This is a genomic window from Nitrosopumilus oxyclinae (genome assembly GCF_013407165.1).
Classification (GTDB): Archaea; Thermoproteota; Nitrososphaeria; order Nitrososphaerales; family Nitrosopumilaceae; genus Nitrosopumilus; species Nitrosopumilus oxyclinae.
Genome location: NZ_CP026994.1, coordinates 1411626 through 1427980, shown reverse-complemented (window position 1 = coordinate 1427980; position 16355 = coordinate 1411626). Strand labels below are relative to the sequence as shown.

At 30.9% G+C, this 16355-nt stretch carries 25 protein-coding genes; 16 read left to right on the top strand and 9 right to left on the bottom strand.

The genetic code is table 11. From position 1 onward, the window contains the following. The first annotated feature begins 15 nt into the window (after window positions 1-15). The 9 genes from C5F49_RS08590 to C5F49_RS08550 all read left to right on the top strand — a co-directional run bounded on the left by C5F49_RS08590 (window position 16) and on the right by C5F49_RS08550 (window position 5425). Window positions 16-342, top strand: a complete 327-nt coding sequence (locus C5F49_RS08590; RefSeq protein ID WP_179362562.1) for a hypothetical protein — start codon at window positions 16-18, stop codon at window positions 340-342. A 189-nt stretch (window positions 343-531) separates the two neighbouring features. Further along, the gene (locus C5F49_RS08585; protein ID WP_246275331.1) at window positions 532-1026 is read left to right on the top strand and encodes a hypothetical protein; all 495 of its coding nucleotides are present in this window, start codon (window positions 532-534) and stop codon (window positions 1024-1026) included. Between the two features lie 341 nt (window positions 1027-1367). Then, on the top strand, window positions 1368-1826 hold the full coding sequence (locus tag C5F49_RS08580; RefSeq protein WP_179362561.1) for a hypothetical protein: 459 nt from the start codon (window positions 1368-1370) through the stop codon (window positions 1824-1826). Between the two features lie 17 nt (window positions 1827-1843). Then, the gene (locus tag C5F49_RS08575) at window positions 1844-2185 is read left to right on the top strand and encodes a proteasome assembly chaperone 4 (protein WP_179362560.1); all 342 of its coding nucleotides are present in this window, start codon (window positions 1844-1846) and stop codon (window positions 2183-2185) included. Then, on the top strand, window positions 2178-3509 hold the full coding sequence (locus tag C5F49_RS08570; protein WP_179362559.1) for a UbiD family decarboxylase: 1332 nt from the start codon (window positions 2178-2180) through the stop codon (window positions 3507-3509). The genes C5F49_RS08575 and C5F49_RS08570 overlap by 8 nt, the downstream gene beginning before the upstream one ends. 48 nt (window positions 3510-3557) lie before the next feature. After that, window positions 3558-4046 (top strand): acyl-CoA thioesterase, encoded by a 489-nt coding sequence (locus C5F49_RS08565; RefSeq protein WP_179362558.1) that lies wholly within the window; start codon window positions 3558-3560, stop codon window positions 4044-4046. Window positions 4047-4096: 50 nt separating this feature from the next. Then, complete coding sequence (locus tag C5F49_RS08560; protein WP_179362557.1) at window positions 4097-4510, top strand: hypothetical protein; 414 nt, start codon at window positions 4097-4099, stop codon at window positions 4508-4510. A gap of 57 nt (window positions 4511-4567) precedes the next feature. Then, on the top strand, window positions 4568-4741 hold the full coding sequence (locus C5F49_RS08555; protein WP_246275330.1) for a hypothetical protein: 174 nt from the start codon (window positions 4568-4570) through the stop codon (window positions 4739-4741). Window positions 4742-4759: 18 nt separating this feature from the next. Further along, window positions 4760-5425, top strand: coding sequence for a hypothetical protein (locus tag C5F49_RS08550; protein WP_179362555.1), 666 nt, complete (start codon window positions 4760-4762; stop codon window positions 5423-5425). 4 nt (window positions 5426-5429) lie between these two features. Here the strand turns inward: C5F49_RS08550 and C5F49_RS08545 are convergent, their stop codons facing one another. Continuing rightward, window positions 5430-6113 (bottom strand): hypothetical protein, encoded by a 684-nt coding sequence (locus C5F49_RS08545; protein WP_179362554.1) that lies wholly within the window; start codon window positions 6111-6113, stop codon window positions 5430-5432. After that, window positions 6110-6493: a hypothetical protein gene (locus C5F49_RS08540; RefSeq protein ID WP_179362553.1), complete on the bottom strand. Its 384-nt coding sequence runs from the start codon at window positions 6491-6493 to the stop codon at window positions 6110-6112. Before C5F49_RS08540 ends, C5F49_RS08545 begins: the two co-directional genes overlap by 4 nt. A 151-nt stretch (window positions 6494-6644) precedes the next feature. Between C5F49_RS08540 and C5F49_RS08535 the strand changes: the two genes are divergently transcribed. Beyond that, on the top strand, window positions 6645-8033 hold the full coding sequence (locus C5F49_RS08535) for a DUF5679 domain-containing protein (protein WP_179362552.1): 1389 nt from the start codon (window positions 6645-6647) through the stop codon (window positions 8031-8033). Window positions 8034-8060: 27 nt separating this feature from the next. On the opposite strand, the gene C5F49_RS08530 is transcribed toward C5F49_RS08535, so the two are convergent. Continuing rightward, on the bottom strand, window positions 8061-8549 hold the full coding sequence (locus C5F49_RS08530; protein ID WP_179362551.1) for a hypothetical protein: 489 nt from the start codon (window positions 8547-8549) through the stop codon (window positions 8061-8063). 66 nt (window positions 8550-8615) lie between these two features. Further along, window positions 8616-8771 (bottom strand): hypothetical protein, encoded by a 156-nt coding sequence (locus C5F49_RS08525; RefSeq protein ID WP_179362550.1) that lies wholly within the window; start codon window positions 8769-8771, stop codon window positions 8616-8618. A 91-nt stretch (window positions 8772-8862) separates the two neighbouring features. Here C5F49_RS08525 and C5F49_RS08520 point away from each other — a divergent pair, with 91 nt between their 5' ends. Continuing rightward, on the top strand, window positions 8863-9072 hold the full coding sequence (locus C5F49_RS08520; protein WP_179362549.1) for a hypothetical protein: 210 nt from the start codon (window positions 8863-8865) through the stop codon (window positions 9070-9072). Here C5F49_RS08520 and cyoE read toward each other — a convergent pair. From cyoE to asd, 3 genes are all read right to left on the bottom strand, one after another. Next, the gene (gene cyoE / locus C5F49_RS08515; protein ID WP_179362548.1) at window positions 9067-9996 is read right to left on the bottom strand and encodes a heme o synthase; all 930 of its coding nucleotides are present in this window, start codon (window positions 9994-9996) and stop codon (window positions 9067-9069) included. The two genes, C5F49_RS08520 and cyoE, sit on opposite strands and share 6 nt — an antisense overlap. Before the next feature lie 2 nt (window positions 9997-9998). Then, entirely contained in the window at window positions 9999-10358 is a 360-nt protein-coding gene (locus C5F49_RS08510; protein ID WP_425489622.1) for an Lrp/AsnC family transcriptional regulator, read from the bottom strand. A gap of 179 nt (window positions 10359-10537) precedes the next feature. Beyond that, window positions 10538-11614, bottom strand: a complete 1077-nt coding sequence (asd, locus tag C5F49_RS08505; RefSeq protein ID WP_179362547.1) for an aspartate-semialdehyde dehydrogenase — start codon at window positions 11612-11614, stop codon at window positions 10538-10540. A gap of 83 nt (window positions 11615-11697) precedes the next feature. Between asd and C5F49_RS08500 the strand changes: the two genes are divergently transcribed. From C5F49_RS08500 to C5F49_RS08480, 5 genes are read left to right on the top strand one after another with little or no spacing between them, the layout of a single operon-like run. Beyond that, on the top strand, window positions 11698-12780 hold the full coding sequence (locus C5F49_RS08500; RefSeq protein WP_179362546.1) for a pyridoxal phosphate-dependent aminotransferase: 1083 nt from the start codon (window positions 11698-11700) through the stop codon (window positions 12778-12780). Continuing rightward, the gene (locus C5F49_RS08495) at window positions 12777-13616 is read left to right on the top strand and encodes a cobyric acid synthase (RefSeq protein ID WP_179362545.1); all 840 of its coding nucleotides are present in this window, start codon (window positions 12777-12779) and stop codon (window positions 13614-13616) included. Before C5F49_RS08500 ends, C5F49_RS08495 begins: the two co-directional genes overlap by 4 nt. Further along, the gene (locus C5F49_RS08490) at window positions 13613-14584 is read left to right on the top strand and encodes a cobalamin biosynthesis protein (RefSeq protein WP_179362544.1); all 972 of its coding nucleotides are present in this window, start codon (window positions 13613-13615) and stop codon (window positions 14582-14584) included. Before C5F49_RS08495 ends, C5F49_RS08490 begins: the two co-directional genes overlap by 4 nt. Then, window positions 14577-15302: an adenosylcobinamide-GDP ribazoletransferase gene (gene cobS / locus C5F49_RS08485; protein ID WP_179362543.1), complete on the top strand. Its 726-nt coding sequence runs from the start codon at window positions 14577-14579 to the stop codon at window positions 15300-15302. Before C5F49_RS08490 ends, cobS begins: the two co-directional genes overlap by 8 nt. Beyond that, window positions 15299-15883, top strand: a complete 585-nt coding sequence (locus C5F49_RS08480) for an NTP transferase domain-containing protein (protein WP_179362542.1) — start codon at window positions 15299-15301, stop codon at window positions 15881-15883. Before cobS ends, C5F49_RS08480 begins: the two co-directional genes overlap by 4 nt. Here the strand turns inward: C5F49_RS08480 and C5F49_RS08475 are convergent. Together C5F49_RS08475 and C5F49_RS08470 are read right to left on the bottom strand one after the other, a co-directional pair. Continuing rightward, window positions 15866-16063, bottom strand: coding sequence for a 30S ribosomal protein S27e (locus C5F49_RS08475; RefSeq protein WP_179362541.1), 198 nt, complete (start codon window positions 16061-16063; stop codon window positions 15866-15868). The genes C5F49_RS08480 and C5F49_RS08475 overlap by 18 nt on opposite strands. Further along, window positions 16060-16341, bottom strand: coding sequence for a 50S ribosomal protein L44e (locus C5F49_RS08470; protein ID WP_179362540.1), 282 nt, complete (start codon window positions 16339-16341; stop codon window positions 16060-16062). Before C5F49_RS08470 ends, C5F49_RS08475 begins: the two co-directional genes overlap by 4 nt. Window positions 16342-16355: the final 14 nt, after the last annotated feature.

Here is a 16355-nt window from a genome sequence, read left to right as displayed (position 1 = left end):
TACATAATGAGTAGTATGGCTGAATCCAAAGTCACAGGAATTATCAAATCATTAAATGCCTTAGAAGATGATCTAGATTCTCTAAATAGTAAGGTAGGGGATATGAAAAAACAACTATCTGTAAAGGCTCTATCTGAAATTGATAATTTGTTAGAAAAAACTCGTGAAATGGCCACTAAAGAGGCTGAAGTCATTATCAATACTTCTAAAGATAAAGCAACTGCGGAATCCACAAAAATTGCTCAAGAGGGTGAAGCAAAATTATCTGAAATGCAGTCAAAAATTGATGCAAATTTTGATGAAGCAGTCAAACATGTAGTGTCAACAGTTTTGAAAGCATAAACCTAAATCTAATATTTCATTTCATCAATCATCGATCCCTTACAGAATTCACGTATTGGAATTGCTACTACCTATGGTAAACCATACTATAGATTTTCAACTTATCTGAAACGTCTCAATCTATGTTTTGATTCTATACTACCTGAAGAAATAGAGTTCTATTCTGGAAATTTAATTCTTACAACTCAAATGGAATCTCCTAAAAAATGTGAAAAGATTTTACTTCATGAAGATGTTCTTGAACACCATCCTACTGTTCTTAGAGGTGTAATGATGCAAAAACTTAATCTCAGTTTTGAAGAAGAAAATCTAGTTTTAGGAGTTGATCCTGGTCAGCGAATTGGTTTATCCATATTTTATTATGGCATAGAAATTGAGAGATCAGTTCATAATTCAATTGAGGAATTGGTCTACCATATTATTGGAATTTTAAGTGGTCTTCGAGCTAAAAGAAAAATTCTGAAAATTGGCGATGGAAATATGCTTGTTGCCAAACAAATTGTAAAAATGCTTAATCTAAAATATTGTTCATCATTTGAATTGGAATTTATAGATGAAAGAAAAACAAGTATGAAAATTAAAAATTTTAATCAGCGGGGAAAACGAGATATGCTCTCAGCAAAATATATTTCTCAGCGAGAAGGATATCGACATTCAATTCTTCCATTATCTATTACAGGTTAGTAATTTTGATATTTTTTGAGAAAAATTTGATTTTATATGAAATTTCTACTTTTTTCATGGTTTAATGACGATGAAAGTATGATAATATTATAAATTTTCACTATTTTTTTATAAAAAAATGAAATTTTTTGTCAAACACCTATATTGACACATATTATTATTTCAAAAAACATGATATCAAAATCAGCTATACATATTTATTGTTAATTTTGTGTTTTTATTTGAAAATAATAATTTTGATCGACCATTAATCTAAAATATTTACAAGAAATTTTAATATTTTATATGAAATTTATCGATCCATGCTTATATAGTTATGAATTCTATACAATATTACCAAGATGACTTGTAAAGGAATTTGTGTTAGATATAAGGCTCAAAAGCCTGTTGGCACTGGAAGATATGCTTCTGGACAACGTCGATGCCAGATTTGTGAAATTTTCATCAAATGGGAAGGACTTTGGTGTCCATGTTGTGGATATAGATTAAGAACAAAACCACGTAATTTGAAATACAAAGCAAAATTGCGAGCAAGAGTTGAGGCTGATTCTATGGAAGCTGCAGCAGCTACTGAAATTGAATCAGAAGTTGTAGAAGTAACTGTTAAAGCAAAATCTAAAGCTAAAACAGCTAAAGCAAAAACAACAAAATCCAAAGCTAAAGCAAAAAGTAAGGAAAAAACTCCATGTACACACTGTGAAAAACTCTTTGTTTATCCAGACAAGCATGAGAAGAATTGCAAAAAGAACCCTGAAGTTGTTGCTTCCCAGAAAAGTGAAACAATAGCAATAAAAGCATAAGATTTGTTCATAGCTCGTTGACCTCTCCAAATGGATTTTTCCATAAAATGGTAAGTTTGGGGAGTCGTAGTTTTTCTTTACAAATTCAAAAATTCGAAAATGGTTATTTTATTTCAGTTACTGAAGGATCAAACAAATTGGGATCCATGGTAGTTTCATTAGCAACAGGACCAACACCAATTACAACTACTATTATTCCATCCAGATCTGAATCTCTTTTTTTAAAACTTGTTTCTGAAAGAATTAGTACTAGAATGAGAGGGATTGCTTTAGTTTCTGCTTTTATTCAAAAACCTTTAGAATCAGATACGGCAAAAGCCTTAATGTCTGAGATTATGGAGATGATTGAGAATGAGTGATTTAAGAAGCTACATTTCACAAATTAAAAAAATCAATGAACTCAAAACTGTAAAATCTCCTGTGTCAACAAAATATGAAATTGCTGGAATCACTGCTAAGGTTGATGGATCAAATGCTGTATTGTTTGAAAAAATAAAAGAAAGTAATTTTAGATTGATAGCAAATTTAGTTGGAACTAGAAAGCGATTTGCAATTGCCGTTAATGGCACAGAAAATAATATTCATGAAAAAGTAATTTCTGCAATTAAAAAAGCAAAAAAACCTAAAATTGTTTCATCTGGAAAATTTATGGAAAACAAGTCAAAAAACCTACTTTCCATGCCTATAGTTACTCATTTTGAAAAGGAATCTGGTCCATTTATCACATCCTCTGTAGCATATGCTAAAAATCCTGAAACTGGCAAACAAAATTCTTCATTTCACAGAATGATGCCAATTGATAAAACTCATTTTTCTATTAGGATGGTTGAAGGTCGTCATCTTCATCGATGTTTTACTGATGCTAAAGAACATGGTGAAGATCTTAAAATTGCCATAACTGTAGGGGTGCATCCTGCAATTTCTATTGCTGGTGCATATCAAGCTGATTGGGGAAAGGATGAAATCGATATTGCTAATTCTCTTTTAGGTGGAAAATTAACTTTAGCAAAACTTCCTTTTACTGGATTGAATGTTCCTTCTGGTTCTGAATTTGTTATGGAAGGAAAAATTCTTCGTGATAAAACACATCCAGAATGGATGGTTGAAATGCTTCAGACATATGATCATAAAAGATCTCAACCTGTTTTTGAACTTGAAAATCTCTATTTTAGAAATAATCCAATTTTCCATGATGTTTTATCTGGATATTCAGAACATAGATTGTTGATGGGAATGCCAATTGAATCAAAATTAAATGGAGAATTGAAAAAATCATTCTCTCAAACAAAACAAGTTTCTATGACTAATGGTGGATGTAACTGGTTACATGCAGTAGTGCAAATTAAAAAGAAAAATGACTCAGATCCCAAAAAAATTATTAAAAAAACATTTGAATCACATCGTTCATTAAAACAAGTCACTGTAGTTGATGAAGATATTGATCCCAATAATGCTGAATCTGTAGAATATGCTATGGCTACAAGATTTCAAGCTGACAAAGATCTAGTTATCCTCAAAAATGTTCGTGGTTCCAGTTTGGATCCATCAAGCAATCAACAAAAATTGCAAACTGCCAAAATGGGTATTGATGCTACTAGATCCTTATCTAAGCGTCCAGAGGGATTTGAGTTAGCAAAAATCCCGAAAATTGATAAAATTAAACTCGAAAAATATTTCAAATAACTAAAATCAACTGATTAAATTAAATTGAGAATCATAATAAGATAAAAAATGTCATCAGAAAGCTCCAATATGCGAGAAAAAAGCCCTTCAGAATCTCATGCTGAAGTAATTGTTAGAATGTTTCCTTCAGATGCAAATCCAGCTGGAAATGTCTTTGGAGGTGAAATTCTAAAACATATCGACATGGTAGCAGGAATTGTTGCTCAACGTCATTGTCAATCAAATGCAGTTACTGTATCTATGGATAGTGTGAATTTTTTAAAACCTGTTTTTGTTGGCAATGTTCTAACATTAAATGCTAGGATAAATTATGTTCATAATTCATCAATGGAAATAGAAGTTAGAGCTGAAGCTGAAGATATTGTGACTGGAATTCGAACTGTTACTGGAACTGCTTTTGTAACATTTGTAGCACTTGATAAAAATGGAAAACCCACACATGTTCCTAAATTATCACTAAAAACAGATGATGATAGGATAAAATTTGAAGAAGGTAAAATCCGAATGGATACTAGAATAAAACATCGCCAAAAATAACCTATATTCTCATAGATCCACTTAAGAATAATGAACAATATCTTTAGTTAATGTCAGATCAACCAAAAAATAATGAATGGGATTCATTATGGCAAGAATATACAAAATCACTTGAAAATTGGAAATCTCTATTTGAGCAAATTCAAACTGCAAGTAAAGACATGCAAACCAAATTCAATGGTGTTTGGGATAAAGCAAATGTTGAATCAAGTGCTGAAACCATGAAATTATTTGGAGAAAATTGGCAAAAAGCTCTCAATGATGTTGGAATGAATTCTTTCAAAGAATTTAGTGAAAATTGGCAAAAGGCCCTTAATGACACTAATGCATCCACTTTCAAACAATTTGCTGAAAATTGGCAAAAGACTCTTAGCTCATCTGGTTTAGAACAGATGAATGTTTACGGCGAAATGATGAAAAAATTTGCTGAAACTTGGGCTTCAATGTGGCCAAAATCCCAATAAATTGTTGAATTGAGAGAAAAATTTCTCTTTTTTTGTACTTGTACTGGATTAGAAATCATGACTGCAATAGGCGTTACTGGATATTTGTTTCATTTAGAAGAATATGTTCTGTCTTTAATTTCCATGATTGTTTTTGGCAAGCTTATTCTTTTTCATTTTATTATGGAATTTTTTGATAGAAAAAAATTACAAACAAAAAATTCTCATAATGTGGAAAGAATAAAACCATGATTATTTCATAATTTTTTGATGTCCATTACTCAGAATGAATACTATGTAGAATTATCTAGTTTTGATGATTTAGCGAGATTTACATGTGCATTGCAAGAATATCCTAAACGAGTATATTCCCAAGAATTAGATGGTACTAGAATTATTTCAAGTAGTTTGACTCTTGCAAATACATTGTTGATTTTTTATACACCAATTTTAAAATCAGGAAGATATGTTTCATACCAAGTTGATTCTGGAAAAGAAATTTGTGATATTGTTGAATCTACAAAAACTAATTCTAACTATGCGCCTATCGTTCATATGGAATCTAAGATTTCATCTTTGCCTGTAAAATCAAAGAAAATATCTGATCAATTTCACCCAATACAAGTTAAAGATTTAGGAAGTTTAGCCCGATTAACATATGATCCAGAATTTCCAGATGAACAAAATCTTACGCTTTTTGCATTGCCCCACAACAAATCTTGGGTAATGGGATACATTACTTCGCTTGAAATGGATGAAGTATACTATAATTTCAATTACGTTGAATTAGATTCAGAACCTACCAAGCATTTTGTCAAATACCAGGGTAATCAGGGTCAGGATCCAGAATTTTCTGATAATTTTGATCATGGCTACTCATATCTTCCAATAGTCAAAATAAAATCTGAACATTCAATTTTTGGTTTATCTGAATAAATTTTCAATTATTCCTAATCAATTCTTTAATTTTCATCCTTGCTTCTTCAACTAGCCGTTTCATCACTGGTATGTAAATTTCAGATGCATAAACAACTTCAATATTTTTATGATCTTCAATATCTAAAAATGTGGAAGCAACTATCTGATTATTTTCAACTTTAGGCTCATTTTTTTCACGTCTTTTATGATTAATAACTTCTAAAAAAACTGGTATTTGTCTTTTTATTTCAATATCTAATTCTTCTTTAGAACGTAATTTTTCATTACTTAAAGGAACTTTAATTTCTAGATTAATATCATCTTTGTATCTATCTGATGCTCTAATCATAATTTTTACATTTGGTAATTTTTCAAATTTTTTTCTAAAATTACATATTTTGCTCATAAAATTTGGATATGGATTCTTATGTTCTTCAACATATTTTGTTCTAAACCATTTTGAAAATTTAATTGCATTTTCATCATTTTTTGATTTTGCTTTTTGATGAAAACTTTCTTCAGTGATTAATCCAGTTAAAAATAATCCAAAATCTCTGTCGGCTTCTTCAAAAATCCCTGCTATTATTTTCTCTCTTAAACTAATGTACTGATCAAAAAAATAATTTACATAAAATGGATCAGGATCATATTGTTTAATTTGTTTTAAAGAGATCTCACATTTTTCTATTGTTTCATCAATATTCATTGGGCCGTATTAGATTCTGAATTGGCATATTTTGATTGTGATTTTAAACTAGTAGCCAATTCTTTAAAAATTTCATTCACACTAACATCTACTAAATTTATTGTGGCATTTTCTTTAACAATTTGTTTCTCAAATTTCTCTTTAATTGCAAATGATACAGATGACCAATGTAGCGTTCCTTTCAATTGTTCATCAACTGTGGAATTGGTTGTTGGAAAATTTGCTGGAGAGAAAACAACTCCATTTGTCCATTGCATTGTAGGAATTCCCCCTCCTGATGATCGTGTACTAAATGCTATCTGCTTTACCCAATCCTCAAATTTGTATTCAATTACCTCGTGAATAATCAATTTTTTCCAGGGTTCGATAGAAATTTCCATTAATTTCAGTTATACTCTGCTGATTATAACCCTATTTTTTATGCCTATTTTCATACATTTTCCTGATTTTATTCAAATTTTGGAAATTCATTTTTTTTAATATTCCAAAAATCATTGCTTAATTAGTAGAAACTAATCATTATTTTTTGTAATGAAGAAATGGGCTGATTACTTAATTTCAGAAGTAAGCTATGATTCTGAGCATTTAATTTCGATAGCTACACAACATCAAGATACCGATAGTGGCATAACTAGAGGTAAACCTGTAGATCGATTAACAATTGCATCTGACATAAAAAATGGATTTGTATACATTACAATTTACAGTGGAAAAAATTCTTGGAAACCTGGTAACAAACTTCGAACTTTTTCAATTGGGGGTAGTCCTTATCTAAGAATAGATGAAAATAAAGTGAAATTAGATTACCTAGGTGATTTACCAGAATCTTCATTTGCAGAAGAACTTCCTCAAGAGTTAGAATTACAACCAGAACCAATAACTGAACCAGAACCACCTTCTAGTCCTAGAGGTTCATTACCAAAAGAATCTACAGAAGAACTTCCTCAAGAGTTAGAATTACAACCAGAACCAATAACTGAACCAGAACCACCTTCTAGTCCTAGAGGTTCATTACCAAAAGAATCTACAGAAGAACTTCCTCAAGAGTTAGAATTACAACCAGAACCAATAACTGAACCAGAACCACCTTCTAGTCCTAGAGGTTCATTACCAAAAGAATCTACAGAAGAACTTCCTCAAGAGTTAGAATTACAACCAGAACCAATAACTGAACCAGAACCACCTTCTAGTCCTAGAGGTTCATTACCAAAAGAATCTACAGAAGAACTTCCTCAAGAGTTAGAATTACAACCAGAACCAATAACTGAACCAGAACCACCTTCTAGTCCTAGAGGTTCATTACCAAAAGAATCTACAGAAGAACTTCCTCAAGAGTTAGAATTACAACCAGAACCTGTAACTGAACCAGAGGAAGAAGAAGCTACTCCTGAACAATTATCACAAGTAAATGATCTTCAACAACAAATAGATGATTTGGAAAACATTCTATCAAATCAAAAATTCTCCGAACCAGAGGAAGAAGAAGCTACTCCTGAACAATTATCACAAGTAAATGATCTTCAACAACAAATAGATGATTTGGAAAACATTCTATCAAATCAAAAATTCTCCGAACCAGAGGAAGAAGAAGCTACTCCTGAACAATTATCAAAAGTTAAGAAATTAGAAAAAGAAATTAAAAAATTAGAGGCAATAGATGTCGAACATAAAATTATTCCAACTTTACGAAAACAAAAAAAGAAACTTGATGATATAGAAAATAAACTTGGTAATTCAAAAAATATTACAATTAAAACTCCTAAATCTTCTAGTCAAGAAGCTTATTGTGTTAGGTGTAAAACAAAAAGAATTATTAAAAATCCAAAAAAGACCATCATGAAAAATGGTAGACCTGCAATTAAAGGAATTTGCTCAGTATGTGGATGTAAAGTCTTCAGAATAACTAAAATGAAAAAATAAAAACTTGTTTTGTTAACTTGGAAATAATTACATTTGTCCTGATTGCCACGCCTGATTGAATTTCTTGATTGCCTCTTGATATGCTATAATCGAATCATCACCAGAGGATTTTAGAAATTTTTCCCATTGAATATTAAATTTTTTAATTGATTCAATGTTAGTTTCTTTAAAGATATTTTCCATCATCTTTGTTTGTTGTTTGATATATTCAGGTCCAATTTCTTCCCAAGTATTTTCCCAACTTGAACTAACTTTTTTCAATAATTCTGCATCTGATTCTAATGCTTTTTGACATGCATCATGATATGTCATCAAAGTTTCATTTGTGGCTTTTTGCCATTGTGCAAGTGAATCTTTCCAACCGCTCAAAGCAGAATTGTAGTCTTTCCAAGCTTTTTCAAATTCTGGTTTTTTTAATGAATTTGAAACTTGTTTTTTAGGTTTAGAGACAGTTTTTTTTACTGTCTTCTTAGGTTTACTAATTTTCTTAGGCTTACTCATTTTCTTGGCTGCCATATTGTACTTTGAAAATAGTAGATGTTAAATCTTTCAATAATTTTATCATGTAAAAATAACTGAGTACTAAACATCTGATGCCTTGGAAAATATTGGGTTGTGTTTTTTGTCCTTATTTTCAAATAATTTGTAATGTATTTTACATAGATTTCTTGTTTCTCTAAAACTAATTTTTACAGTTTCTATAGCTTTTTCTTTGCATTCTGATATACTGCATTGCATTTAAAAAAAATACATATTATTTACTAATAAAACTTTGAAATTATGTAATTACCAATGCTAACTTTTTATGATTGTAAAATGTCAAAAAATTATGAATGATCAAGAAAAAGGAGAACAATTTTTAAAATTAATTGATGATCAAAACAATATTCAGTGGAAGATTGTTGCAAAATTGACATCTCTAATTTCATCTGAATGGAATTCTGAAGAATTAAAAAATGATCTCAAAAATCTGGTAGAAAATCATTCTGAAATCACTAAAGAATTAAATAGCTTAGATGATGAAGGGAGTATTTTATAATGCAGAATCAACCATTAGTGCAATAAACAATACTGCCAAGTATGGACTAGAGAATTTAAACAATGTCCAGGCTGCTTTTTCCATTGGTTTGACTATGACCCATATTGATAATCCTACCATTAATGCACCTGATGCAATTGCAGTCCATAGATATACTGCTCCAACCATTTCTTCACCGCTTTGAGTTGTAATGAAAAATGGGGCAATTGAAAATAATACCATTACGACTGTTGAAATTGCAATAGCCCTTGCAGAAGTTTTTTCTGATTGTACTGCAGTCAACATTGGAACATTGACTTTGTTATAATCTTCTTTAAAATGTAAAGTGAGTGCCCAAATATGCATTGGAATCCAAATGAACACTAAACCTGCCATGGCAAGACCCATTGTCCATAAATCTGACATACTTACTGCTACCCATCCAATCATTGGAGGTGAACCTCCACATAATCCACCTAAAATAATGTTAGTCCTAGAATTTCGTTTTAAAACATATGAGTAAATTATGATGTTATTTACTAATCCAAATGCAATGAAAGCAGTTGCCCATGTTCCTTGTTCTAATGTCGTTGTAAAAGAAATTCCAAATGCTAGAACTAGAGAGATGCCTGCTAATGCTAATCCAAAATTCCTTGCCTTTACTGCAGGGTAGATTCTTTTTGATGGTAGAGGTCTGTCTTTTGTTCTTTCCATAATGGCATCGATATCTCTATCATGATAATTTGTCAAAGTATTTGCTGCTGCTGAACCAGCTGCAACTGAAAATAACATTAGTAGCCATGTTGCAGGAGATATTTCTATGTCGTAAATATTGGAAGCTGTTAATGCTGCACCAAATGCTGTAAAAACTAGTAAATACCAAATTTTTGGCTTTGTTAATTCATAATATACTGCTACTCTGGATTCGGATTTTTGCTTTTGCAATATTAGTCACTGTCCTTTGATGGCATATATGGCATTGCTTTCATTCGTGATTTCATTTCAATAAACGATTCAGATGACTGAATTCCTTCAATTCTGCCAATTCGCTCAGAGACCATTTTATGCATTTGATCTAATGATTTTGAATACATTGTAACTAGAATGTCAAATCTACCTGTAACTTCTGCAACTTCTCTGACTCCGTCTATTTTGAATAATTCCTCAATTATATGATCTCGTTTTTTTGTATCCATATTGATTCCAGTTAATGCTTTAACACTGTAACCCAATTCTTCATCATTAACAACAATGGTAAAACGTTCAATCAGTTTTCTCTTAACTAATCGCTTGATTCTTGAATACACTACAGATGAATTAACATTAATTTTTTTTGATAAACGGGGAACTGAAATTGAGGCGTCATTGGATAATTCTGATAAAATTTGTAAATCTAAGTCATCTACTTTTGCCGTCTAAAACACCTGAGTCGATCTAGTTTTCTGGATCTTATAAAGTTATTATTGTAAAAATTGCAATAAATTCTCTAAATCTTACCTTTTTTGTATAACATTTCTGCCAACAAAACTGCTCCCTTTGCTGAACCCATTTTTTTATTGTGAGAAAATAACATGTATTTCAAACCGTTATCAAATAATTCTTCAGTTTCAACTCTTCCGATAGTTGTAGTCATTCCATCTCCAACATTTCTTTCCATTCTTGGTTGAGGTCTAGTTGGGTCTTCATGAAATGCATAGTATTTTTCAGGAGCAGATGGTAAACCAGCTACTGAAATGTCTTTGTTACATTGATCATAGGTTTCTTTTGCTTTTGTAGGATCAATTTTTTCTGTAGTTTCTACAAAAACTGATTCTGTATGTCCATCAATTACAGGAACTCTTGTACAAGTACAACTAATTCGGATATCTGCATCTTCAATTTTTCCATCTATTAGCTTGCCTAATATTTTCCTTGTTTCTAATCTTACTTTACCTTCTTCTTTTGGAATATATGGAATGATGTTATCAGTAATCCCCATTGCTGATACCCCAGATTTTCCACCTCCGGATATTGCTTGCATTGAAGTCATCATAACTTTTTTTGCTCCATATTTTTCAAGTAATGGTTTTAATGTAATTGCTAAACCCGTTGTAGTACAATTTGGTAATGGAGCTACCCAACCTTTCCAATTCCTATTCTTTTTTTGAGTTTCAAGTAATTCTGTTTGCTCATCATTAATTCCTGGGATTAAGATTGGTACATCATCTTCATATCTATAAGCAGAACTTGTAGAGATAACTGGTAAATCTGCAGCCATCTTAGTTTCTATAGCTCTGGCTGCCTCTGATTCTACTGCTGAAAATACTAAATCTAATTGAGAAATATCTAACTCATCAACTGATTTTACTGTCATTTCTTTGATATGTTCTGGGATTTCTCCACCCACATCCCATGCTATAATTCCACTTGCATCTTTAATTGAATCCAGATATTTTTTTCCTGCTGAACGTGAGGATGCTGCAATTTGAGTAACTTCAAACCATGGATGGTTATTTAATGACTGAACAAATTCCTGACCCACAGAACCTGTAACCCCAATAATTGCCACTCTTTTTTTACTCATATTTTGAATATTGATCGGTTTCAACTAATAATCGTTTTCTGTATTACCCAAACATACTAAATCGACTAATTCTATTTGGAACTGTGAAAATACGAACAAAACCCTCGATCATTAATCATATACCAGTACTTCATGGGGGACGAAATTCTTCACAAAGCATTGATTCAAAAATCATCGATTTTAGTTCAAATGTATCGCCTGCAGGTACTCCATTTACTGTAAAAAAATCTCTTAAAAAAAATATTGAAAATATCAAACACTATCCAGATTCTAGTTCATCAACGGTGATTTCAAGCCTAAAAAAATATACAAAATTAGAAAAATCAAATCTGATAGTTGGGAATGGTGCAATTGAAATTCTTTATAATTTCTGTTTTGCATTTTTATCTAAAAAAACTAAAGTGTTGATCCCAATTCCAACTTTTCAAGAATATGAAGCAGTAGCTAAACTCAATGAATGTCAAATTTCTTATTTTAAAACAATGAATTTATCTAAAAATCTTGATGTATTCATTTCAAAAATTCCAAAAAATGGGTGTGTATTCATCTGTAATCCAAATAATCCAACAGGACAATTATTATCAAAAAAAGAATTACTACAAATAATTAAAAAAGCAAAAAAATTATCTACAATTGTATTTTTAGATGAATGTTTTATAGAAATGGTTCCAGCATCAAATGAATCGATTATATCATATGTTAAAAATCACAAAAATCTTTTTGTTTTACGTTCGTTAACTAAATCATTTGCATTACCTGGAATCCGTATTGGATATGCAGCAGGCTCAAAAGAAATCATTAACGTTTTAAAAAAAATACAAATACCGTGGAGCGTAAATTCGTTAGCTCAAGATGCAGCAAATACTGCCCTTAAAAATAAATCTCATCTTGTTAAATCTAATTCTATTATTGAAAAAGAATTAATCTTTTTAAGAAATAAAATAAATAAATTAAAAGGATTTGATTGTGATGACTCTTCAACTAATTTCATTTTAATTAAAACAAAAAAAAATTCGACCGAATTACAAAAGAAATTACTCGAACACAAAATTTTGATCAGAGATTGTAAAAATTTTAGAGGATTAGATAACCATCATATTAGAATTGCTGTTAAAGCCCATAAAGACAATTTAAAACTTGTAAATGTATTGGAGAAAATAAAATGAAATCTTTGATGATTCAAGGAACTTCTTCTGGAGCAGGAAAAACAACGTTGGTGGCAGCGCTTTGCAGAATTTTTTCTGATAAAGGTTACCGTGTTGCACCTTTCAAATCTCAAAATATGTCAAATTTTGCATATGTTACGCCTGAATTTGAGATTTCTCGTGCTCAAGCAATTCAGGCTATTGGTTCTAGATGCGAAATTACTCCTGATCTAAATCCAATTTTACTAAAACCAATAGGAAACTACAACAGTATTGTATATCTAAATGGAAAACGATACAAGAAAATGCACGCAAAAGAATATTATGAAAAATTTGTAAATCAAAAAGGAATTGATGTTGCAGTTAAATCTCTTAAAATATTGCAGAAAAACTATGATTTAGTTATTTTAGAAGGTGCAGGTTCTCCAGCTGAAATTAATTTACAAAAATTTGATATTGCAAACATGAGGATTGCTCAAAAAGCTAATGCATCTGTTTTATTGGTTTCAGATATTGACAAAGGTGGTTCTTTTGCAAGTCTAGTTGGAACCATGGCTTTAATTGAAAAAAAATATCAAAAACTTGTAAAAGGTTTCATCTTTAACAAATTCAGAGGAGATTTAGACGTATTAAAACCTGGATTTAAAAAACTCAAAAATATTACAAAAATACCTGTTGTAGGCACTATTCCATTAATCCCATTAGACCTACCTGAAGAAGATTCACTTAATGCCACTCCTAAAGATATTCAATGGACTAAGAGAAATATTTCAAAAATTGACAATGAATTAAATAAATTGGCAAAAACTGTAGAATCTAATCTTGATATACAATCTATTGAGAAGATGTTGAAATGATTATTGAATCTATTTTTGTAATTGGTTTTGCAATTTTACTTGATTTGAAGTTTGGAGATCCTAAAAATAAATATCATCCTACAGCTTGGATTGGAACTTTGATTGCTAAACTTACTCCTATGGCAAAAAATGAACATCCTGTGATAGAAAAATTTGGAGGTGTCTGTGTTGTTACTATTACTTCTGGTTTAGTAATTCTACTACTTTTTGTTTTGAATATTGGAATTTCGTTGATAACTATTGATTATCTATCACTGATTGTTTTTGTAATTGTTGGTGGATTGTTATTAAAAACTACAATTGCTATTCGTGGAATGGAAAAACATGCAAAATCTGTTATAGAATCCTTAGATGAGGATAATCTTGATTTGGCAAGAATTCACTTATCTATGATTGTTAAGCGTAATACCAAAAATTTAGACAAAAATCATGTACTTTCAGGTGTACTTGAGAGTATTAGTGAAAATACCGTCGATGGAATCACTGGGCCATTATTTTATTATGCTCTTCTTGGATTGCCTGGAGCATTTGTATATCGTATAATTAACACCGCAGATTCTATGGTTGGATACAAAACTGATATTTTTAAAAATGTTGGTTGGTTTGCAGCAACTTGTGACAGTATTCTAAATTATATTCCATCTAGACTGACAGGGATTATAATGATAATTTCTGCTGCAATTTTACAAAATAATTGGAGAGAGTCTTACAAAATAATGATCAGAGATGGTAAAAAAACTGAAAGTCCTAATGCTGGATATCCTATGGCTGCTTTAGCTGGAGCTTTAGAAACAAAATTTGAAAAAATTAATCATTACAAATTAGGCGATGGTGAAATAATTCTAACAAAAGAGGATGTACATTCTGCAATTTCTATTATGAAACTTACCTCTGTACTCTTTTTTGGAATTGTATCTATTCCAATAATTTTTATTTTGTCTATTGTAGGATGGTGGGTACTTGTTTAAAGAAATTGGATCTGTTTTTTCATTTTTAACAATATTCCCATCAACAAATGCTTCGTTAGATACTATTGCAAAATACATGTTCATGTTTCCTATAGTTGGAATAGCTATTGGACTTTTAATTGGTTCATTAGGTTTTGGACTATCTTTCTTTTTGGAACCATTGTTGGTTAGTTTGTTAGTTGTTGCATCTATTGCAATAGTTACAGGTATACATCATGCCGATGGTTTAGCTGATTTTGCAGATGGATTGATGGTGAAAGGATCAAAAGATAAAAAACTCAAAGCAATGAAGGATCTTTCTACAGGTTCGGCAGGAATTGTTACAATTGTATTGTATCTCATTGGTTTGATAATTACTATTTCTCTTACAAGTGGATTTGATTTGTTTAAGGCAATTTTGATTAGTGAAATTTTGGCAAAATTTTCAATGGTTTTGATGGCTAGTTTGGGCAAATCAGCTTCATTAGGATCAAATTCTCCTTTTGTTGAATTCATGAAAGATAAGAAAAAACTCACAGCAGCATTTCTCATAATGCTTATTCCTGTAATTGTAATTGGTGAAACAACAGGATTGATAATGCTTGGTGTAACTATTGTTTTGACAATGTTTCTCCTGGCTTTATCCACTCGTAGTTTTGGTGGTGTTACTGGTGATGTGCTAGGAGCCACCAATGAATTCACTCGATTAGCTTCTTTGATGGTGTTTGTTTCAATATGATCTGTCTTGTAATGGCTGGCGGCAAAGGTACTAGAATGAATTTAGATGATGAAAAACTATTACTCAAATTTAAAAAACCTGTAATTCTACATGTTGTTCATTCATTAAAAAACTCAAATTCTTTTTCAAAAATTCTAGCCGTTACTAGTTGTAATTCCCCTAAGACAAAAAAATTACTCGAAGAAAATAACATTGAAACTTTTGATACATCAGGAATTGGTTATGTAGAAGATCTAAATTCCACATTAAGAACAATCAATGATCATGTGTTAGTAATTTCCGGTGATTTACCTTTACTTGATGAAGAAATAATCAAAAAAATCACTAATCAATTTGATCCTAAAAAAATTTGGACTAGTATTCTTGTAACTAACAAATTCTTAACCGCTCTTGGTTTAGAATCTGATTTCTCTGTTAATTTTGATGGTCAAACATGTCATTACACTGGAATTTCTTTGGTAAATTCCGAAAAAGTCTCTTCTTTAGAAAATTTAGATGAAAATTATATCATAATTGATGATAAGAGAATTGCATTTAATCTAAATTCTAAAAAGGATTATGATTTACTCGGCACTGCCTGAGATTTTACCATTGATTTGTGCTTTAGATCCAGTTGGTTCTGAAATAGTATTTCCACAGGAATTACATGCTACTTTAGTTGATGCATGTGAATAAACTACTTGTAGTTCACCGCATTCATTGCAATTGACTTTTTGAAACTTACTAGATGGCTTTGGAATTTCAATATGATCTTTCTTCATGCTGCTATCAACTCAAATTTCTTAATTCTAACGCCTTTTTTATTGTATTTCTTTTTACATACAGTACATGTCATAATAGGAGTAACTTTCTTTGTAACTTTGGCTGGTTTTGCTAATTTTGGGAATTTTTGTCCACCATATCCTTTTTTACGCTCTGCATGTCGGCGTTCACCAGCAGCAGAACCACGTCTTTTTCCAGCCTTGTAAATGGAGATCTTTTGTTCAGTATGTGCATTACATTTTGCACAATACTTTCTGATCACCTTAGGAATGTTCATATCACAAAAACCTC